Consider the following 21,806-nt stretch of genomic DNA (forward strand, 5'->3'; position numbering starts at 1 on the left):
TCATGAAAAAAAGTGTGATATACATTTTAGTAACGGCAGCAAGCTTGTGTTTACCTTCCTGTAAGAAGTTTTTAAATGTCCAGCCCATTGACAAATTAACAGGAAACAACTTTTACCGCTCAAAAGACGACGTTGTAGCCAATATTTATGATATGTCGAGAACCTTCTTCGGCAAAATTAATGAAACGCATTTTATAGGTGCTACCGGTGAATATCGCTCCGGTGAGGTGTTGTCTGAGGCTCAGGCTGATAATGGCCCTGCTCGCGCATTTGTGGAGGTACTTGGCCGGAATGATTTGCTGGGTCTTATAAACGGCAATCCCCCATGGAATTTCTATAATTTTTATTTAATCACCGATTGGACAGGTTATTACCAGGTAATACAGAGTGCCAATATCCTTATCTCGAAGCTGGAAACAGGTGTGCCTGGTGTAAGCGAAACCGAGAAAAAGCAATTTGAAGCTGAAGCGGCTTTTATACGCTCGCTTGCTTATTTCTTCATGGTTAGGCTTTATGGTGATGTGCCTTATTATACCGATGCATTTCATTCAACCGCATTACCGCGCGAAAACATGGTGTCCGTTTTAAATAAATGTGTCGCCGACCTTAAAAAATACAAAGATGGTATACCTTGGAACTATACCGACCCTGCATTAAAAGGTGTGCGGGCAACCAAGGGCAGTATTATAGCGCTCATCATGAATATGAATATGTGGAACGCTGGCTTTGACAAACCAAATGCAAACAAATACTATCAGGAAACAGCCGATCTGGGGCAGGAACTTGTGAAGAGCAATGCCTACAGATTATTACCGCTAAGTGAGTGGGCAACGGTTATTAAAGGACGATCGGACGAAAGCCTTTTTGAGTTTTATCGCAGCATTAATTATGGCGATCAGAATACCAATGTAGCACCCATAGGGGATATGTTTTTGCATTACCCTTATAAAAGACCCGAGTACACGCATAGAGTGAGTTTTGCATATTACCGGGGCGAATACATGCAGAAGCTGTATTCGGGCACTGCAGATAAGCGTGTTTCCATATGGTTTAACTCAGACATATATGCTGATAATGGAAAATTCATGATGCTCAAATTTGCCCAAAATGCCTTTGCAACCGGCGAAGAGGACGCTAATCCTGATAACACCTTTATGATATTCAGATATGCTGGTGAAATATTGCTGTGTGCGGAAGCTTTGGCTGAATTGGGACAGGATGATGCTGCGATTGCTATGCTTAACAAAGTTAGAGATAGAGCCGAAGCTACACGTTATACTGGTGGTGGTGGGCAGGATCTTAAAGATTTTATCTTCCTGGAAAGATCGCGCGAACTGATGGGCGAGGGGCATCATTATTTCGATCTGGTTCGTACCCGTAGAATCATGAACAGCGAGTGGTCATATAATGTATTAACGCTAGACAAATTTAATCGCGGTGCCTGGACATGGCCGCTCAATAGTAATGCACTTGCTAATAACCCTTTTATGTCATTGAACATGTACTGGGTAAACGGAGGCAATTAACCTATTCCTAAAAGAGTAATAATAAGAAATATGAAAAATATAATTATTGTTTTTGCCGGTTTTTTACTGGTGTTTACCAGCTGTAAACGGGATGAGTATTATAAGGACGGAGGTAAAGCCAAAGCCGATTATCCTGGAGATATGTTGCAGTATCTACAGGACAAAGCAGTTCCGTTTGATACCATTGCGCAGATAGTAAAACTGGCTGGGATGGAAGAGACATTCCGCAAAACCGATTTTACCTTTTTTGCTCCTGATGATGATGTTATCAAAAGGACTATTGGCAATAACAAAACAGATGGCTCATTAAATAAATTTTTGTTCGATGCCGGACGCGATACCGTGAAAAAATTGTCGGACATCGACTCCGCGATTTGGAAAAAATATTTACAGCGATATATGTTTAAAGGCATCAACAGGCTTAAAGATTACCCGCAGATAGATCTTACACTGCAAAACCAATACCCTGGAGCTTTATACTACTCTTATAGCGGAGATGTGGTGAATATTGGGGTGATATACGGCGATGCCAATAACGTAAAATATATTGGCCCCCGTACACTGGTAATAGGATTTATAAATGATATAAATAATGCAGAAAATGCAGTTTTCCGTACCCTCATATCTTCCTCGGATATTAAACCCAAAAACGGGGTAGTGCACACCCTGCAATATAACGGTGCTTACTTTGGATTTAACCCCAGCGACTTTTACGAAGAGATTTATTTCGCGGGACTTCATCCATCCAATTAAAATGTTATAAATGATTTTTTCAATGGTAATGAATTGAAACATGAGCAAAATTAACTACATCATAACGATTATCCTTGCTGTATTTACCCTGGAGGCATGTAAAAAGGATAAAACAGAGTTTTCGGATCCATATGGAGACGGAAAACCACCCTTGGGAGTTACGCTAAGCAGAGATGCTACGCCTACACCTGCAACGGGTTCGGTGGGTACAGAGGTAACTTTTAAGGCTACCGGGCTTATACCCTTTAAGGATAAAATAAAGTTTATGTTCAACGGCGAACCCGGTCAGGTTACTGAAGTCACGGAATCAACCATTAAAGTAAAAGTGCCTCCGTTTGGCAGCACAGGCATTACTTCTATTGCTATAGATGACCAGTTAGTGATTGGCCCAATATTTAAGGTGACCGGATTAATCAATATTGATCCTTCATTCAGGGCCACGGCAGGGGCAAATAATTATGTAAATCAGGTATATCCGTTAGCCGATGGTCGAAATCTGATACTTGGTTGGTTTACCAATTATGATAATAAAGGGATTATTACCCCACTTAACAGACTTGTAAGAACATCGGCCGATGGCGAGTTTGACCGTACATTCAGAACCGGTAAAGCAGCAAACGGAGGTTTATCCAGAGTTATTGAACTCGGTGGGAAATATATTATTGCCGGTGGGTTTAGCGGTTACAATCAACGTACAGAAAATATCAGCAATATTACCAGTTTAAATATTGATGGCAGCATTGATACGATAGGTATAAAGACCTACAGAAGACCATCGCAAACGGATACAACTAAGTACTTCCCCAAATTCAACGGAGGAACCAATGATTTTATAGGCAAGATATATAAGCACCAGAATAAGATACTGGCAACAGGTAACTTCAGATATTATGTACGCCGGGTTTATACCGAGCATAATCATGATTTTACCCGCGATACAGTAATATTGGATAGTACAGAAATACGGCAGGTGATTCGTTTTAATCTTGACGGGTCACTGGATAAAACTTATCGTTTTGACATGGGCGCTAACAAAGGTCGGCCCTCGGCAAATGGGCCAATTGATTCTTATATGCATACCGATGCAGACCAATTGGAAAAACTGGTGCTGTTTGGAAGTTTTACCACATTTGATCAGAAAGCCGCTGGTCGTCTGATACGGTTAGGTGCCGATGGTAAAATTGACGCATCGTTTAAAACCGGTGTAGGTACTGATAATAGTATCTCATCTTTAACATACAATGCCGTAACCAAAAAATATCTTATAACGGGGATATTCAGGACATATGACGGCAAATCGGCTATTAGCATGGCTTTGCTCAATACGGATGGTTCGCTTGACCAAACCTTTAACGCCAAATCATTTGAAGGAGGATATCCGGGCTTTGCCCGTCAACTCGATGATGGGCTGATTGTAGTTAGCGGCAGTTTCAAAAAATATGATAACGTTACGCGTAATGGCTTTATGGTATTAAACGCCAAAGGTGAATTGGCAGCGAATTATAATTCCACAGGGCCATTCTCGGGTACTTTGAATGATATCATACAAACCAAGTCGGCTGACGGAAAAAGAGGATTGTTGCTAATTGGAGGGTTTGATCGCTTTGACAACGTACAGGTTAGTAATATCATACGCGTAACCATTGAATAAATTTTAAGAGAACCTATAATTTATAAAGAGATGCGGAACAGGAAAAAATATAAAGGAATAATTTTTTCGATCATTTGTGCATTGGCTGTAGCGGCTGTATCATGTAATAAGGATTTTGTGCGTGCACTGTCCGATAAAAATTATACGGATACGGCCAAAGCATCATTTGGCCAGCGCAAGGTGCTTTACCTTATTGTTGACGGAGCAAGGGGGGCGTCTGTAAGTAGTGCCAATGTACCCAATATTAAAGCCTTGTTGCCCAATTCAATTTACAGTTGGGTTGCACTGAGTGACCCGGATTCGACCCGCGATGTAAGTAATTGGGCCAATATGCTTACCGGTGTTAAAAAAGAAAAACACAAGGTTTTATCCGATGATCTTACAGGTAACAATCTGGCAACTTATCCTGTGTTTTTTGAACGGGTAAAAGAAGAAAAACCGAGTGCTAAGATTGTGTCTTTTTCGTCATCGGCTATTTTTAAGAACAAGCTGACGCAGAGCGCTGCAATAAATCAATTATTTGATACTGACGAACAGATCAAAACCGCTGTTGTAAATAATCTTAATGCCGATACGGCACAATTGATCCTGGGTCATTTTAATGATATTGAAGAAGCCGGTGCCAAATATGGATATGATAATTCGCGGACTCAGTATAAAGCCGCTATTGAAAAGTTTGATGGCTACGTTGGCGAAATAATTACTGCACTTAAAAATAGGAAGAATTATGCCAGCGAAGACTGGCTGGTGGTGATAGCTTCAAGCGGTGGCGGTAAGTTTGCTATTCCGGCTAATCAGGATGATAATACGGTTTTCAGTAATACAGCTGCAAATACCTTTACTATTTATTATAATCCAAGATATAAACAGAGGGTAATAGGTAAGCCGTTTACGGGTAACAGATATCTGGGCCGTACTGTGCGCTTAAAAGATACAGCTGTTAGGGCAGAGATAGATACTGCTGATATTTTTAATCTGGATGATACCACCAAGTTTACCATTGAGCTAAAAGTCAAGAAAAACGAAGACAAGTTCTTTTGGCCAAGTATTCTGGGTAAAAGAAAAGAGTGGTCTGCTGGCCACCCCGGTGTGGGCTGGGTAATTTACCTGGAAGATGCTTACTGGTATTTTGAATTTCGGGGTACTAAGGATAATGATTACCATCAATGCCGGGGAGGCGATCTGCAAAAAGGTAGATGGCAAAATCTTACTGCCAAATGTGAAATACGTGCTGGTAAACGATATATCAGAACATACACCGATGGTGTTTTCAATAATGAATTGGAGGTAACTGCGTCTGGTAGCTTTAGTAATAATAGCCCGCTGAAATTAGGTTTTTTAAATGGTACGGGACATGGTACGCCTGATGTATATGTAAGCGATATCAGGTTCTTTAAAGTTGATGTGCCTGATGCTGTGATTGGTAATTATGCTTGTGAAACATCCATCAGTGAAGGTCACCCTTATTATTCTTTTCTTGCAGCCTACTGGCCAGGCACAGATGGACAGGGAGATAAAATCAGAGATGTTGGCCCGCAAGCCCGCGATTTTCAATTAAAGGGAAATTATAAATGGGAGGATTTTAATGACCTCATTTGTCCACCACCTGCAGGAGCGCTTGCTGTATTTGTTCCGCAAACGGCAGATATCCCGGCACAAATAATAAACTGGTTCAGAATACCCAATAGGCAGGCATGGGGCCTTGATGGCCGTGTTTGGCTTGATCAATAAAATTAACCACAATAAACTAAATTATTTGATGATGAAAAAATATAAGTATAGTTTGCTTATAGGATTGTTTATACTGCTGGCAGGAGCCTGCAGGCAAAATGATCTGAATGATTTAAGTCCGGTTAAAAACACAGATAGGGACATTTCTGGTGCAGGCACCAATAATGGTGGTATAACTGCAGACAATGAAACTGTTAAGGTCCCATTTAAAATATCATTGTCAGGGCCGGCAAGTAAAGCTTTTCAGGTGGGTATCACCCTTAATAATGATACCGTAAATAAGTTGATCGCCAATGGAACGCTAAAAAATACAATAGTATTACCAGCAGGAGCAATTGATTATTCAAGCGTAATTAATGTGTTATTTGGGGCTGATACTGCTATGTCGGTCGCTACCATCAGGTTATCGGCTATTGAGGCCAATTATGGCAAAAATGTAGCTTTTGCATTTAAACTAACCGACCCGGGTAAGGGTAACCAAATCAAAGGCGGGCAATCAAATATATTGGTAGTGCTTGATACTAAAGCCATTGTTAAGGAAAGTGATATTCACTACCTGTCACTTTTAAATGGTGGTGGTATTATGGATGTTGATTATCAGAAAAACTATACCACATCACCGGCTGGTATTACAATTCCTCTAACCATAAACCTGGCGGGTGTTCCAGCTGGAGCATTCAATGTTAAAGTAAAATTAAACATGGATACCATAGCTACTCTTGTAAACAGCAAGGTGCTGCCTGATAATACCATCGCCCTCAAGCCAGATCAGTTTACAATTGACACATTGATAAGAGTAAACTCCAATGCAGCTACCGCGCAAATACGTTTATCAATAGGTTGGCCTATTTTTGACGCCAACATAACAGCCAATAAACGCTTTGGCTTTGTGGTGAGTCTGGCCGGCCCAACAAAGCATATTTTACACCCTACAAACAGTAAATTGATTGTTTTGGTACAGCCCGGTGTAAATCTCGATAATAACTCATATATAACCGGTAGTGGCACCGGTTTAAAAGCTGAATATTTTTCAAATAATCAACAGCTTGATTTTGATGGCAGAAAACCAGATCTGATACGAATAGAACCTACTATTGATTGGCCAAATGATGGGGTTTGGCAGCCTACAATACCAAACATAAGTCATGATAATTGTTCGACCCGATGGACGGGTGAGTTTCTTGCCCCCGTGCGAGGGGAATATGTTTTTTGGCAAAACGAGTGGGACGACGGATCGAGATTATTTATCGACGGCAAAGCCATTATCAATGATTTTACTACAGAGTGGGATAAAGACAGCCGTACCGCCAAGATATTCTTAGAACGCGGAAAACGTTATAAAATAGAAGCGGACCACCGTCAAAATGGTGGAGGAAAACGGGCGAGGCTAACTTTTGAAGTGCCATCAGCGGGCATTAATGGCCGAAGAATAGTACCGCAAAGCCAATTATATCCGGCTCCGTAAACCAATTATGATGATTGCTAAATGAAAATTAAGGACATGAAAAAGGTATTAGATATTATATCTGTATTTTCAATAGCGGCAATATTATTTGCCGGATGTAAAAAAGATAAAGCAGCACCTAAGGTTGAGCCGGATGTGCCTAAGCCAACAGCAGGATTCACAGCTGCCCGCACAGATAGTGTTGACTTTTTAAGTTATCAGTTTACCAGCACCTCAACCAATTACACCGATATATTGTGGCAGTTTGGGGATGATAGCACGTCGGCAGAAAAAGCACCGAAACACAGGTATGCTTTTGATGGTTTGTATCACGTAGTATTAACCGCAAGAAACTCTCAGGGATATTCAGCTGCCAGGGAGATAATACTAAATGTAGCCGATCCAAACTTTGACCGGACCAAGGTTGGTGAAAGCTATTTTGCTACCATAGGAGGCACGTTAACGGTATCGCGCGATAATGGAGGCGGACCTACGGCTGGCGAAGGCTCATTAAAAGTTGTTGATGGCGATCCCAATACTAAGTTTTTCCAATCGGGTTTCTCCGGCGATCTGGTGATGAAATTTGAGCTTAAAACACCAGCAGTAGCAGGTGCCTACACTATGACATCTGCAAATGACTCGCCAGACCGTGACCCCAAAAGCTGGGTACTCCAGGGCTCTGAAGATGGTATACGCTGGATAAATTTGCACAGCAAAAACAATGAGAGTTTCCCAAATCGTTTGCAACGGATTATATACCACTTTAACAACAATGTAGCATACAAATTTTACAGGATAAGCATTAAGGCCAATAATGGTGCCCGTGATTTTCAAATGGCTGAGTGGACGGTTAACAAAAAGCAACCATAATCGTTAATAATTATTATTTTGAAATAAGGCCTTTACTTGTATTAAACTTTCACATTAAGGGAATATTAACTTTTTTTTAATGGGCTGGCTGTTATTTGCTCGTGAGTTGATGAGCTAAATCGGCTGAGCCTGATAAATTAAATTCAAGTAATATTCTATATAATATGAAAATAAATACACAAACATTTGCGGGACTATCCCTAGTTATTTACCTCTTTTTTCCGTTGGCGGGTAAGGCACAAAACCCTATTATTCGAAATATTTATACAGCAGATCCATCTGCCCATGTTTGGAGTGATGGAAGGCTATATGTTTATCCATCTCATGATGTTGACCCTCCGCGAGGATGCGACCTGATGGATAAATACCATGTGTTTTCTACGGATGATATGGTACACTGGAAAGACCACGGTGAGATACTTAACGCAAGCGACGTAGCCTGGGGGCGGAAAGAGGGTGGTTTTATGTGGGCACCCGATTGTGCCTATAAAAATGGTAAGTATTATTTTTATTTCCCGCATCCTAGTGGAACGGACTGGAATAAAACCTGGAAGGTTGGGATTGCTACCAGCACAAAACCTGCTAGTGGTTTTGTGTCACAAGGATATCTTGATCTGGGCGATGACAGTCGCTCTATGATTGACCCTTGTGTGTTCGTTGATGACGATGGTCAAGCTTATTTTTATTACGGCGGTGGTGGCAGATGTGTTGGTACAAAGTTAAAAAGTAATATGACGGAAATAGCTGAACCATTGAAAACAATGGATGGCCTAAAGGATTTCCATGAGGCCACCTGGATATTCAAGAGAAATAATATTTATTACCTGACGTATGCAGATAACCATACCGAAAATGGCAAAGGAGCCAACAGGCTCAATTACGCCACAAGCAAAAGCCCTCTTGGGCCTTGGACTTATGGCGGTGTTTATCTGGAGCCAACAGGTTGTGATACCAGTCATGGCTCTGTGGTTGAGTATAAAGGTGAATGGTATGCTTTTTATCACAATAGCGTATTATCAGGTCGTGGAAATTTACGGTCGGTTTGTGTCGATAAGTTGAATTTTAATGAAGACGGATCAATACAAAAGGTAATTCAAACGGGTATGCTAAGTCAGTAGTAACATTTTATACTCCATCAATTAGTTTAATCCGCGTTTTTATAAAAATGCCCCCTTTAATGTTTTTTAAAAGGGGGCATTTTTTATATGTGTATAAACAGTACCCGTAAGTGATTTTCGCAATCCCGCAGTTTATCTCTACTATAAAAGCAATATAATTTATAGGTGTTTCTCCCAAACTTAAGCTAATGATACGATGGTTTTTACATTAAACTCTGAATTTGTTACCGATATAAATATTTGAATTTAAGTGTGTTGTGTTTAGTGGCTCTCTGTTATTGCTATATTAATCTGTTATTAAGATTTTATTAATGCCCGAGAGGTTATTTACTCCTAGTTAAATAAACCAATTTTTTATAACCCAAATTTTCAATAGAGCATGAAAAGATTTTTATGTATACTGTTGGTATGCTGTATAACATGGAGTAGTTACGCCGCAGCCACGCACTTAAAAGGCAAATATGCCTCGGCCGTTGCGCCTATAAATGGTAAAGTTAAGGATAGTAAAGGTGTGCCGCTGCCTGGCGTATCTATAAAAGTACAGGGAAGTAATACCATCGCCTTAACTGATGCTAATGGTGCGTTTAAAATAGATGCCCCGACAGGCGCCACACTGATATTCACTTATGTTGGTTTCGAAGACCAGAAAGTAGTTTTTAACGGACAAGCTTCCCTGGACATTACCTTGATTGATAAAACCATTGGTTTAAATGAGGTGGTTGCTGTAGGTTATGGTATTCAACAGAAAAGGGATGTGACCGGAGCTACTAGTTCTGTTACCGCCAAAGAGATAGCCAAACGGCCATTGGTTAGGGTAGAGCAGGCCTTACAAGGTACCACAGCAGGGATAACTGTATCCAGTAATAGTGGTCAGCCAGGTGCAGGCTTAAGCGTAAAAATACGAGGAGCCAATTCAATCACCGGGTCTACAGAGCCTTTATATGTTATAGATGGTTATATTGGTGGCAGTATCGAATCGATAAGTCCAAGCGATATCCAGTCACTGGAGATATTGAAGGATGCATCCGCAACAGCCATCTACGGTTCACGCGGTGCCAATGGTGTGGTACTCATCACCACCAGGAGCGGTAAATCAGGCAAACCTATCATCAATATCAATACCTGGTTCAGTAAAGCAAGCGTACCTAAAGAGCTAAGTTTGATGAATGCTTATGATTTTGCCCGTACCTTAAATGCACAGTACGCCACAACCGGTAATCCACCCGCGTTTTCTGATGCTGATTTGGCCAATTTTAAAAATAACCCAGGTACCGATTGGCAAAAAGCCGTGCAGCAAAAGCCATGGATCAGAAGCTATCAGGGTGATATATCAGGGGGCAGTGATAATGTGAATTACCTGGTATCATTCAACCATCTTGATCAGCCTGGTTTGATTCTTAACCAGTACTATAAAAGAACCACGCTGCGAGCCAACCTGGGTATTAAACTGAATGACCGGATGGATTTGAAAGTGAACCTTACCGCCCTACTACCACAAAGTCGTAATACAGGTTATGCGGGTGATATCACCGATCCGTTTGCACAAGCCAGTCAATGGGATCCTACTTCACCTGTGCGTGATGCCAGTGGCAACTATATCTTAAGATCCCAGTATGCATCAAACCAAATAAATCCGGTGGCTCAGGCCAATAATCAACAGGTAGATGTAAGTACTACTAATATAACCGGTACCGGTGTATTTACCTACCGTATAACTAATGATCTGACTTTGACATCCAATAATACCTATGAAAATCAATCACAATTAACCCAAACATTGTATGGTTTACAAACCAGTTTGGGTCTGGTAGGAGGTGATTATGCTGCTGCAGCTACCGGTAGGTATCGTGCTTATCAAACAAGCGATTTCTTAACGTATAAGAAAAAGTTGGGCGATCATGCATTAACGGTTACCGCATTATATGAGTTTCAAAACCATCAGAATACCAATATTAATGCACAATCAAAAAATTTGTCCACCTATGCTTTGGGCTATTATAACCTAGGCCTGGGTACCACACAACTTACTACATCGGGGTATTATCAGGATGCCCTACAATCGTTCATGGGCAGGGTTAATTACGCCTATAAAGATAAGTACCTGTTGACAGCTAGTTTACGTTCTGACGGCTCGTCGCATTTGGTTCAAAAATACAGTACTTTTCCATCCCTAGCATTTGGCTGGAATGCTGCACGCGAAAGTTTTATTGAAAAATGGAATGTTTTCTCTGACTTAAAATTACGTGCAAGTTGGGGTAAAACCGGTAACCAGGCTGTAGCTCCCTATGCTACTATCCCGCAATATGTAACTGGCGGGGCAGCTTATTACTTTGATGGTACAACGCCATCAATCAGTACCCCGTTGGGTACGCCGGTATCTAATACTTTGAAGTGGGAAACCACCACTACTACGGATGCGGGTTTAGATATGTCGTTTTTTAAAGGCCGTTTAACATTAACCGTTGACGCTTATCAAAAAAAGATCAACAATTTATTATACGCTAAACAAGTGCCTGCTTATGACGGAGGAGGTACCTATTTAGCTAATATCGGTAGTTTGGAGAATAAAGGTATTGAGTTTGCTTTAGGCGGAACACCATTAGCCGGGAAGCTGCATTGGTCTACCAATTTTACCATATCATTTAATAAAAACAGAATTACCAGTTTAGGCGGCGATGACAACATTGTGGTAAACAATATTGGTTCGGCACAAACCGGAGTATCCATATTAAAAGTAGGTATGCCATTGGGTGAGTTTTATGGTTATCAGTTTTTAGGTACCTGGAAAACGAGCGAAGCTGCACAGGCCGCACAATTTGGTATGAAACCCGGTGATGCTAAATATACCGATGTAAACGGTGACCATAAATATACTGGTGCTGATTTGATGCCTATTGGTAATGGCACACCTAAATATAGTTTCGGCTTTATTAACGATGTAAGCTATGGTAATTTTACCTTGAGTTTTATGTTCCAGGGGACACATGGCAACCAGATCTACAGCGGTACCATTCCTTATACTTTAGGTGGTTTGGGTGATGCTCGTAATGCTACATCCACAACCGCGCTCAATATTTGGACACCAACAAATCAAACCAATAACCCTACATTCAGTAGCACTAGTCAGAATTTTATCAATAGCAGTCGCTTTGTTTACAACGCAAGCTATATCAAGCTCAAAAACCTGTCATTGGGTTACACTATACCTACCAGCATTTTAAATCGCGCAGGGTTTAAAAGTGTAGAAGTTTATGTGAGCGGGCAAAATATCTGGACGATTACCAAATACCCAGGCTATGATCCGGAAGTTTCTAACTCAACTAATGCTATTACACAAGGTTTAGAAACAGGCGTTATACCTAATCCCAAAACCTATACATTGGGTTTAAGGGCCACATTATAATTCACTAACCTAATAGCTTTCTATATAAATTATAAAAAGATGAAAACAAGATATTCAATGATCGTAGCCTTATTTGGGGTTATATCTATATTCAGCTGCAAAAAACAGCTTACAGAAAACCCAAAAGGTAACCTTACACCAGTTAACTACCTCAAAACACAGGCCGACCTGGATGCCGCGGTGGCATCTATTTATGCCAAATATGCAGTTGATGGTGCTTATGCATTTACCAATAAAAGCACCTCTTATTTTGGTGCGGATGATTTAACTACTGATCCCGGACTTAATAAGGGAGATATGCGGGCTTTTGACGAATTAAACGGCAGTAGTACCAATTCCAGTATGCTGGCACAATGGAACGGCCCATGGACTGCCATTTACCAGGCCAATAACGTGATCACCAATTACGCGCAGGTAAATTCAACTGATGATTTAAAGCGTAAGGCAGCAGGGCAGGCTTACTTTTTACGTGCCTGGGGATATTATAACTTGGTGCGAACTTTTGGGGGCGTACCCCTGGTTGATAAATTAATCTCGGTTAATGACAGGCCGCCCCGTGCCAGTGTTAGCGATATTTACAATTTGATCATCAGCGATCTGAAAATTGCTAAAAGCTGGTTGCCCGTTAGCTATAATGATCCTAAGCAAATAGGCAGAGCAAATCAAATGGCGGCAAGGGCCATGTTGGCCGATGTATATTTAACCATGGCCGGCTGGCCGTTAAAGCAAACCGCTAATTACGCCCTAGCTGCCTCAGAAGCCGATACTGTTATTAGATCTGGAAATTATAATCTGATGAGCAGTTATGCTTCTGTATTTACAACTAACAATAATTCTGAATCCATATTCGGCCTTCAATTTAATGTTAGTGGGGGCTCGCCAAATCGTACCTATGGATCATCAAGTGTACCTTTAGATGAAGTGGCGGCAGATGGGTCAGGTGGTTGGGATGATTATTATCCCGAAATAAACTTCTTTTTGAATGCACCCAAATGCGACCGTACCGATGCCACTTTTTACACTACGCTTAAATTGAGGCAAGGGTCTGGTAACAACATCACTTTTAAACTGGTTCCCTGGAATTCACCCGAAACACATGCCGGCCATCCATATTACAAAAAATTCAGAGCTGGTGTGGGCGATGGGGTAATTGAAACGGCAAATGCCATACAATCTATTAATCCAAGCACCAATAAAACTACAGATATTATCAGATACCCTTTGGTACTGCTGGATTATGCCGAAGCACAGGCCATGTCAGCAGGTGGGCCATCGGCTGCGGCTTATGCCGCTGTTAACCAGGTGAGAACGAGAGCCGGTTTGCCCAATTTGCAAACAGGATTGTCGGCCACTGATTTTCAAAAAGCCGTTGTGAATGAGCGCGCTTATGAATTTGCAGGCGAGTTTGGGATACGCTGGTTTGATATTGTACGATTACAACTGCTGTCTGAAGTTATAGCAGCACGTGCCAGTAACGAAAACCCGATAAACTTTACCGGGGATATCACCCAGCGTTATCTGGCGCCAATACCTCAAAACGATATATATATTAACTCATCCTGGTCACAAAATCCAGGCTATTAATCACCAGAATGTTGTCTCAGTAAAGAATGCTCATCCGTGTGTGAAATTGCGGATGGGCATTTTGAATGTAAACTAATAACCTAAATAAAACCTCATGCAATTATGAAAAAGATACACTTTACAGTGGCGTATTTTTTAATGTTAAGTGTAGCTGTCTGCGCACAAACCAAACACTCAAAAATTACCCATTACCCCACTTATCATGGCCTGGTGATGGCTGGCTATCAGGGCTGGTTCAGGGCCGAGGGCGATGGTACAAAATCTGGCTTCAGTCATTACTTTGCTTCAGAAAGTCATTGCGGCGTTGATGCCTGGCCCGATGTAAGCGAGTACACCAATACTTATACTACCCCATTTAAACTGGCAGATGGAAGCAATGCCAAGCTATTCAGCTCGCACGATAAAAGTACGGTTGATCTGCATTTTAAGTGGATGCAGCAATACGGTGTTGATGGCGTTTTTATGCAGCGTTTCATGGGCTATGCCAAAAACGTAAGAGATCGCCATGAAACAGGTGTGGTAATTAAGAACGCGTTGGATGCAGCCTCAAAATATAACAGGGCTATTGCCATCATGTATGACCTTTCAGGGCTTAATGCCACAGGTGAAGATTGTTCGGCCATTATAGCTGACTGGAAATATCTGGTTGATTCATTAAAAGTGACCAATCAGCCTGGTAATAAAACATATTTGAACAATAACGGTAAACCTGTAGTGGCCATCTGGGGGCTGGGTTTTCCGGATAGGCCTTATAACATCCGTAATATCGGTATCATGAAACTGATAGATTTTTTGAAGAACGATCCTGTTTACGGTGGCTGTGCAGTGATGCTGGGAGTTCCCACTTTTTGGCGCGAGCTGAATGCTGATTGTTTGAATGATCCGTTTTTACATGAAGTGATCAAGCAGGCAGATATTGTTTTGCCTTGGACAGTGCAGCGATTTTCGCCCTTGCTGCACAATGATATGGATCGTTATCGCGATTTGATGATCGGTGACATGCAATGGTGCAAAGCCAATCATCTGGAATACGTGCCTTGCGTTTATCCTGGCTTTAGCTGGCATAACCTGAGTACCTATGAATTTCCGGATGATGTAAAACCTGTAGCATCTATACCACGACAGGGTGGCCGTTTTTATTGGCAGCAGATATCTACCGCATTACAAGCAGGGGCCTCCATGCTTTATGTAGCCATGTTTGATGAGGTTAATGAAGGTACCGCTATATTTAAGGTGACTGATAAACCACCTGTGAGTAATAGCGCCAAATTCATTGATATGGATGGCAAACCCAGCGATCACTATTTATGGCTAACCGGCGAAGCCGCCAAAATGCTGCGTAATGAGAAGCCATTGAGCTATACCATGCCCGTACGTACTAATTAATCATTACGCCCAAAAGCTTAATTAGTAATGTTGACTAAATGATACTGCTTTGGCAGTATCATTTAGTATTATGCCACAATGGAATGAAAATCCTTTTTAAACTCTTCGCCGTATAACGCTAAGTATTCCTTGTTAAAAGCCTGGAAGGTAGATTTGGCCAGGGAGTGTTTGCCCAGGAATGATAAGGCCCGGCACTTCATGGTCATCGCTTCTTCATTCACCGGGTCAAAGTTAAATATGCAATTAGCCAGTTTGATCAGCATTTCGGGGTCGTGCTCCAGGTTAATCTGGCTTGCATATTGCAGCAGGATATCAATAATTTCGTTAGATAGGTCAGATTTGATCTGGTCAAGCCAGGGATAATCAGCACTGGGTAAAAAATCACCACGTTGAGTAATCTCTATCAGATCTGTTATTTTTTTCTCATTGATCTGTTTGTGGTTAGCCATTAACTCTAAATAATTATGATAATCTACATAGACCTCATTAAAATCAATCTCTATTTTCCAGTTGCCGGTTTCTTTTGACAGGTGCACATACTCCATTTGGCTTAACAGGCTGCGAAGCTTGGATAAATTCGCCGAGCGGTTATTTTTAGCGCTATTTTCTGATTTATCAAACCAAAGTAGCTCAATGAGCTTCTCTGGACTTATACCCCGTCCGGATCTTAAACTGTAAATCAAAATAACCAAAAAAAGCTCTTTTATCAGAGAAGTAAACTGCCCGGTAATATCATCGCCTTTAACGGTATAAAGTTTTAGGTCACCAAACAACAGGATGGTTCTTTTTGGGGTAGGAGCGCCCGCCTCCGTAATTTTTTGCTGTTGTTCTTTAGCTAGTATGGGGGCTTGCGAAGTAACATTTTCAGTTGTTATGGCAACATTTGGTTGTAACGCAGATTTGCGTCGTTTATAATAAACAAAACCCGCCACAGAGATAAGAGCCAATAACAACCCTGTTATATAGTATTTGATGCCTGATGTGTTTGTTGGCAGAGTTATGGCCAAAGGTTCCGCATCAGGGGGGCTTGAGAGTGTAAAAACGCTCACCGTTGACACATTATCGGTTGATCTGGATAATGTCACCGCTATAAACTGCTGGGTAACCTTACTATAATATAAATTGGCAAATGCGTGTGTATCAAAAAAACCGAAAGGTATTTTACTGCCGATAGTATGGTAGGAGGGCTGGTTTAATGAACCGATTATCAGTTGCAGGTAAGCGTTATATTTATGATTGGAAAAAGCCAGCGCAGTAAAGGTTTGCCGCTCTTTATCGATGATCATGGAATTGGCCAGGGCAAAGTCTTCATCGGGGGGGGTTAGCGTGTATATCTTTTTAAATGTTTTGTTTTCTACATCGTATTTAACGAGGTCGTAAATGTTTTTTGGATTCAACATTTGCTGACCACTTGAACTGCCGTATCCACCTAAAAAGTAAGCATAGCGGCCACTGTCTGTAGTACCGCAGGCAGCCAGATAACGTGGACAAAAGCTGTCGCCACGGGTAGTTACCTCCGTCCATTTACCGGAAGGGATATGATAGCGGTGTACATTATTTTTATAAGTAAGCTGCCCATAACCGGCAACTACATATAAGGAAGTATCGGCTGCGCAGAAAAAGTTATTGGAGTGCCAGTAATCAATGATGGGAAAGTAGGATTCATCTTTGCTCCAGGTATGGGTATTAAAGTTATAGGTTGCTGCGGTGGCATTTTTATGGTCGATATAATAATTATATAATCTATGGTCATATATGTTGTATATAGACTCATTACTGGGCTTAAGGTTAAACCTGTCATTGCCATAGGCAGATGCAGTTTGTTTGCCATTTTTAACAGATATGCTCCATAAAGAATCGCTGCCTATTACATATACTTCGGCAGTTAGCGGGTTAAACGCCATACTAGCCATGCCCTGCGCCTTCACTGTTTTTATCTGCGCCCAATTGCGGTGCAGTGCCCTTACCCAAAGCGGGTGTTTTACAATGCCCCGTTGATTGCTTAATACATCATGTGCTACGTATCCTTCTGCCTCATTTAGGGGCCAGTGAAAACGGGGTTGGCCGCCAACATCAATCCTGATATCTCTGAGCTTAAACGGAGGAGCATCGTTAGTTTTAAAATTAGGGTAGTTGTTGATACCAAAGCATAATTTATAAACACCTTTTTTACTGAGGTGTGCGCCTGGTTCGGTATATTTATGCCCGTTTACATAAAGTATTAACTGATCATGTTCAAGGTCAAATTCCAACGTTATTTTGCTCCATCCGCTTAGCAGTTGTTTTTGTGATATATCAAATCCAATTTTGGTAAAACGGTCACCTAATATCAGTTTAAAGTGATTGTGATCTGCATCAGGGGCATCGGTAACCATATCTCTTTTGTTGTAAATAAGATCAATATTACGGTTACTGTTTTCAATGAGACGAAAGATGTAGCCGAAATAATCTATCTGATCTGGCAAAAAGAAGACCTCAAAAGAAAGCCGGAAATTTTGCGCTGGAGAGAAACCCTCTTCCGGGAAAAGATCAAGACTGGTACGTTGATCGGCTACTACCTCATGGCTGTAAAAACCTAGGCCATAAGACTGCTGTCCCCAACCTTTTAAGCAGCAAAGTATAATTATTAAGAAACAAAGAGATATAAATCTATAGCAATGAGAGGACAGTTTCATTAATAACTATATTAACAATTTTAATTGGTTTATTAAATTTTTCCTTAAAGTTCCGGTCAAAGTAAATGCCCCCTGTCCCTGGTTTGGATATTGCCGGATTTATAATTACTCAAAATTAAAAGTATAAAAGCACAATCACAACGCAATCTTTAGGAATAGCTATCAGAAACACATGTGCAATAAAGTTATTGCATCATGTTTAATACACTAACCTTGACTTGTTAACAGTCTGCCATTCTGCTCGATTGATCCCATTAAGGTTTAGTGTATCGATTGGTTTTTGTTAACTAATTGATTGTCTTTTATTTAAAATAATTTAATATTCTCCTTTTTTTTTGCCAGTTAAGGAATGTTTAAGGTTTCATTAAGGATTACGATTTATTTAGCGACACCAATTAGTCCAATTTTAAACCAATTAAATCTTAAGCATGAAGAAACTTTTATGTATTCTGTGTTTAACATGGATGGCGTTAAGCAGTTTTGCACAAAGCCATGTTATTAAAGGAAAGGTGATCGATGAAACCGGGGTGCCACTACCAGGGGTTACGGTCACTCTTAAACAAACTCAACGCCGGACGGTATCCGACAAAGACGGCATTTATTCCCTTGATTTAGGAAACCTTAGTGGTAATGTGCTGGTGTTTTCATTTGTGGGTTACCAAGCCCAGGAAGTAAGTACCACCGGGAAAACAGTAATCGATATCAAACTATTGCCTGACTCTAAAGATCTCAGCGAGGTGGTGATCAGCGCGCTCAATATTCCCAGGGCAAAAAAATCGTTGGGTGTAGCGCAACAAAGTGTAAATGTAAACGAGATGACAGAAGCCCGCGCAGGCAATATTACCGATTTGCTTGATGGTAAGGTTTCTGGCCTGCAGATATCAACCAGCGGCCAGCCGACGGGGTCGACCAAGGTACAGATTCGTGGTGCTAATTCCATTACAGGCAATAACCAGCCATTATGGGTGGTTGACGGTGTACCTATTGATAATAACGACTCTAATGGGCAGGTAGGTAATCTTGACTATGGTAATAATGCCGCGGACCTTAACCCTGATGATATTGAAAGTATGGAGGTGCTGAAAGGCCCCAATGCAGCTGCTCTATATGGCTCAAAAGCTGCCAATGGTGCTATCCTGATCACTACAAAAAAAGGTAAGAAAAATGCAGGTATGGGCATTTCTGTAAATAGCAATTACATGGCATCCCGGGTACTACAGTTTCCTGAATTTCAGAACGTGTATGGTGAGGGTGGCAATGGCAGGCTGTCCGGTACACTGGTAGGGCCATTAGGTTCCGGCGTGATACAGGCGGGTACAGGAGGAGGTCGTAACTGGGGGGTACCTATGCTTGGGCAGCCATATTTAACCTTTGATGGTAAACAAACTACCTACTCACCCAACCCTGAAACGGTTACCGGTTTGTATAAAGTAGGGGGGGCGTCGTCGCAAAATGTGGCTTTCAGCAATGCTACCGATAATTCAGCTATTCGTTTTTCTTATACCCGGTATGATGCTAATGATGTGGTGCAAAAGCAAAATCAAGTGGCTAAGAATAACTTTCAACTAAATACCAGTAAGGATTTTACACCCTTTATCAAGATCGAGACGCGTTTGCAATATATACAGGAAAGGGTAACCAACCGTACTTATCGCAATGAAGATCCGGCAAATCCGCTTAACTATTTGATCAACGCGGTAACCAGTATACCATTGAGCAGCCTGATACCATGGAAAGATGCTAATGGAAATGCCTTTAACGGAGGGGGTAACGGCAGCATCGAAAATCCTTATTGGGATATCAACGAAAATGGTAACCAGGATATTCACAATACCATAATTGGCGGGGTTACCGCTACTATTAAGATTTTTAAAGATCTGCAGTTTCGCGCACAGGAATCGGGTAATTTATTGTGGGGCAACCGATACACTTTTATTCAAAAGGGTTCACTGTCCAATATCAACGGTTCCTACACTGAGTTTCAGCAAAATAACAAAATATGGAATACTGAGGGCTTGTTGATGTACAACAAACGAATCTCCGATTTCTCCATTGTAGCCAATGTGGGTGGAAATCTGCGTAAAACAGATTATTACAACACCAGCGCAGGCACATCGTCGCTGGCAGTTCATGATGTACGTAGCCTGGCAAATACTACCAGTATTATTACGGCTAATGAGTCTTTTTTAAGATCGCAGGTAAATTCAGTTTACGGTACCGCCAATTTTGGATATAAAGATTTCCTTTATCTTGATTTGACCGGCAGAAACGACTGGTCGTCAACGCTACCTCCTGCAAATGCATCGTTCTTTTACCCATCTGCAAGCGCCAGCTTTGTATTTACAGAGCTTTGGAAAAGCATATCGCCCAACTTTCTGAATTTTGGCAAGATCAGGGCGTCGATAGCCCGTGTGGGTAACGATACAAGTCCCTATAACCTGTACAACGCTTTTGTAAACTCAGGCAACTTTAACGGCATTAATTATATGACGTTTGAGTCGCAGTTAAAAAATAAAAACCTGAAACCCGAGCTCACTACCTCAACTGAATTGGGTCTGGAGCTGCATTTTATGAATAACCGGCTAAGTATTGATGCGGATGTTTACAAATCAAAAACGGTGAATCAGTTACTTACTGGCAATACTCCTCCGGAGTTTGGTTTTACTACACAAATATTAAATGCCGGCGAAATTCAGAACAAAGGGGTGGAAGTTACGCTCACAGGCACCCCCATCCGTACCAAAAACTTTAGCTGGGATGCTACCTATAACTTCTCACTCAATCGCAATTTGGTTAAATCTTTAACGCCGGGTATCCCATCTGTATACCTGGGCGGGGCGGTTACTGCAGGTGTTTACGCAGAAGTAGGCAAACCCATAGGTGTGATCAGGGCGCAGGATCAGGCTTACTCGTCCGATGGTCATGCCATTATTAATCCCACCACTGGGATACCTTATTTTACTACGGTAAACCCTATTGTAGGCTATGCAAGTCCACGCGCGCTGATGTCGTTTGGATCAAACTTTAGATATAAGAATTTTTCATTCAACTTCCTGGTATCAAGCCGTATTGGTGGATCATTGTTTTCGGGTACGGGATATCGTTACTTTATATCAGGTGTGGCTACACAAACATTGGGCGGACGTGATGCATGGTTATTCAGCGATGGTGTACTCGGCGAAAATGCTAATGAGCAAAATGGAATAACGAGCATATATAACCTGCCGTATCCGGCAGCCGGTCGTGTGAAAGGATCCATTTACCAAGGCTACTATCCGGTGCTGGGCAGCAACGGGCAGCCTATTGTAGATGCTAACGGTAATTACGTGGCTAATTTGTCGGCGCCGAATACCAAATATATTTCGCCACAAACCTATTGGCAGCAAACCAACCACATATCGCATTTATATACTTATGATGCCTCCTATGTAAAACTATCGCAGGTAATTATAGGCTATTCATTACCATCAAGACTGCTGAGAGGTACGCCGTTCAGATTGGCTACGCTATCATTAGTGGGGCGTAACCTATGGACAATCTTTCAGAAAACGCCGCGTGGTATCGATCCTGAATCTGCTGCTTATTCGAGCAATGCCCAGGGACTTGAAGTGGGCGGATCGCTTCCTTATGCAACCTATGGTGTCGACTTAAAATTCTCGCTATAA

At 41.5% G+C, this 21,806-nt stretch carries 12 protein-coding genes; 11 read left to right on the top strand and 1 reads right to left on the bottom strand.

Translation table 11 applies throughout. The features are described from left to right. Positions 1 to 2: 2 nt before the first annotated feature. The 10 genes from G7092_RS01175 (at position 3) to G7092_RS01220 (ending at position 15,466) form a co-directional block, all read left to right on the top strand. Positions 3 to 1,526 carry a RagB/SusD family nutrient uptake outer membrane protein gene (locus G7092_RS01175; RefSeq protein WP_166085370.1) on the top strand — a complete coding sequence of 508 codons (1,524 nt, stop codon included), beginning with the start codon at positions 3 to 5 and terminating at the stop codon, positions 1,524 to 1,526. Positions 1,527 to 1,556: 30 nt separating this feature from the next. Continuing rightward, complete coding sequence (locus G7092_RS01180) at positions 1,557 to 2,279, top strand: class I SAM-dependent methyltransferase (RefSeq protein ID WP_166085372.1); 723 nt, start codon at positions 1,557 to 1,559, stop codon at positions 2,277 to 2,279. 40 nt (positions 2,280 to 2,319) lie between these two features. Next, on the top strand, positions 2,320 to 3,930 hold the full coding sequence (locus G7092_RS01185) for a DUF5008 domain-containing protein (RefSeq protein WP_166085374.1): 1,611 nt from the start codon (positions 2,320 to 2,322) through the stop codon (positions 3,928 to 3,930). A 30-nt stretch (positions 3,931 to 3,960) separates the two neighbouring features. Next, positions 3,961 to 5,661 (top strand): alkaline phosphatase family protein, encoded by a 1,701-nt coding sequence (locus G7092_RS01190; RefSeq protein ID WP_166085377.1) that lies wholly within the window; start codon positions 3,961 to 3,963, stop codon positions 5,659 to 5,661. 31 nt (positions 5,662 to 5,692) lie between these two features. Further along, a complete protein-coding gene (locus G7092_RS01195) occupies positions 5,693 to 7,126 on the top strand; it encodes a PA14 domain-containing protein (protein WP_166085379.1) in 1,434 nt (477 codons plus the stop codon). 36 nt (positions 7,127 to 7,162) lie between these two features. Continuing rightward, positions 7,163 to 7,975, top strand: a complete 813-nt coding sequence (locus G7092_RS01200) for a PKD domain-containing protein (RefSeq protein WP_166085381.1) — start codon at positions 7,163 to 7,165, stop codon at positions 7,973 to 7,975. A gap of 164 nt (positions 7,976 to 8,139) precedes the next feature. Beyond that, positions 8,140 to 9,093 carry a family 43 glycosylhydrolase gene (locus G7092_RS01205; RefSeq protein ID WP_166085384.1) on the top strand — a complete coding sequence of 318 codons (954 nt, stop codon included), beginning with the start codon at positions 8,140 to 8,142 and terminating at the stop codon, positions 9,091 to 9,093. 379 nt (positions 9,094 to 9,472) lie between these two features. Further along, positions 9,473 to 12,496: a SusC/RagA family TonB-linked outer membrane protein gene (locus G7092_RS01210; protein WP_166085387.1), complete on the top strand. Its 3,024-nt coding sequence runs from the start codon at positions 9,473 to 9,475 to the stop codon at positions 12,494 to 12,496. 39 nt (positions 12,497 to 12,535) lie between these two features. Next, a complete protein-coding gene (locus G7092_RS01215; protein ID WP_166085389.1) occupies positions 12,536 to 14,080 on the top strand; it encodes a RagB/SusD family nutrient uptake outer membrane protein in 1,545 nt (514 codons plus the stop codon). 102 nt (positions 14,081 to 14,182) lie between these two features. Further along, positions 14,183 to 15,466 carry a glycoside hydrolase family 99 protein gene (locus G7092_RS01220; protein ID WP_166085391.1) on the top strand — a complete coding sequence of 428 codons (1,284 nt, stop codon included), beginning with the start codon at positions 14,183 to 14,185 and terminating at the stop codon, positions 15,464 to 15,466. Between the two features lie 68 nt (positions 15,467 to 15,534). On the opposite strand, the gene G7092_RS01225 is transcribed toward G7092_RS01220, so the two are convergent. Further along, entirely contained in the window at positions 15,535 to 18,141 is a 2,607-nt protein-coding gene (locus tag G7092_RS01225; RefSeq protein WP_166085393.1) for an AfsR/SARP family transcriptional regulator, read from the bottom strand. 428 nt (positions 18,142 to 18,569) lie between these two features. Between G7092_RS01225 and G7092_RS01230 the strand changes: the two genes are divergently transcribed. Then, the gene (locus G7092_RS01230; protein ID WP_166085395.1) at positions 18,570 to 21,806 is read left to right on the top strand and encodes a SusC/RagA family TonB-linked outer membrane protein; all 3,237 of its coding nucleotides are present in this window, start codon (positions 18,570 to 18,572) and stop codon (positions 21,804 to 21,806) included.

The sequence above is a fragment of the Mucilaginibacter inviolabilis genome, assembly GCF_011089895.1.
Taxonomy (GTDB): Bacteria; Bacteroidota; Bacteroidia; order Sphingobacteriales; family Sphingobacteriaceae; genus Mucilaginibacter; species Mucilaginibacter inviolabilis.

What these genes read in the sequence shown, in the direction of transcription:
- G7092_RS01175 (WP_166085370.1), top strand. Translation starts at nt 3, where the DNA reads ATGAAAAAAAGTGTGATATACATTTTAGTAACGGCAGCAAGCTTGTGT.
- G7092_RS01180 (WP_166085372.1), top strand. Translation starts at nt 1,557, where the DNA reads ATGAAAAATATAATTATTGTTTTTGCCGGTTTTTTACTGGTGTTTACC.
- G7092_RS01185 (WP_166085374.1), top strand. Translation starts at nt 2,320, where the DNA reads ATGAGCAAAATTAACTACATCATAACGATTATCCTTGCTGTATTTACC.
- G7092_RS01190 (WP_166085377.1), top strand. Translation starts at nt 3,961, where the DNA reads ATGCGGAACAGGAAAAAATATAAAGGAATAATTTTTTCGATCATTTGT.
- G7092_RS01195 (WP_166085379.1), top strand. Translation starts at nt 5,693, where the DNA reads ATGAAAAAATATAAGTATAGTTTGCTTATAGGATTGTTTATACTGCTG.
- G7092_RS01200 (WP_166085381.1), top strand. Translation starts at nt 7,163, where the DNA reads ATGAAAAAGGTATTAGATATTATATCTGTATTTTCAATAGCGGCAATA.
- G7092_RS01205 (WP_166085384.1), top strand. Translation starts at nt 8,140, where the DNA reads ATGAAAATAAATACACAAACATTTGCGGGACTATCCCTAGTTATTTAC.
- G7092_RS01210 (WP_166085387.1), top strand. Translation starts at nt 9,473, where the DNA reads ATGAAAAGATTTTTATGTATACTGTTGGTATGCTGTATAACATGGAGT.
- G7092_RS01215 (WP_166085389.1), top strand. Translation starts at nt 12,536, where the DNA reads ATGAAAACAAGATATTCAATGATCGTAGCCTTATTTGGGGTTATATCT.
- G7092_RS01220 (WP_166085391.1), top strand. Translation starts at nt 14,183, where the DNA reads ATGAAAAAGATACACTTTACAGTGGCGTATTTTTTAATGTTAAGTGTA.
- G7092_RS01225 (WP_166085393.1), bottom strand. Translation starts at nt 18,141, where the DNA reads ATGAAACTGTCCTCTCATTGCTATAGATTTATATCTCTTTGTTTCTTA.
- G7092_RS01230 (WP_166085395.1), top strand. Translation starts at nt 18,570, where the DNA reads ATGAAGAAACTTTTATGTATTCTGTGTTTAACATGGATGGCGTTAAGC.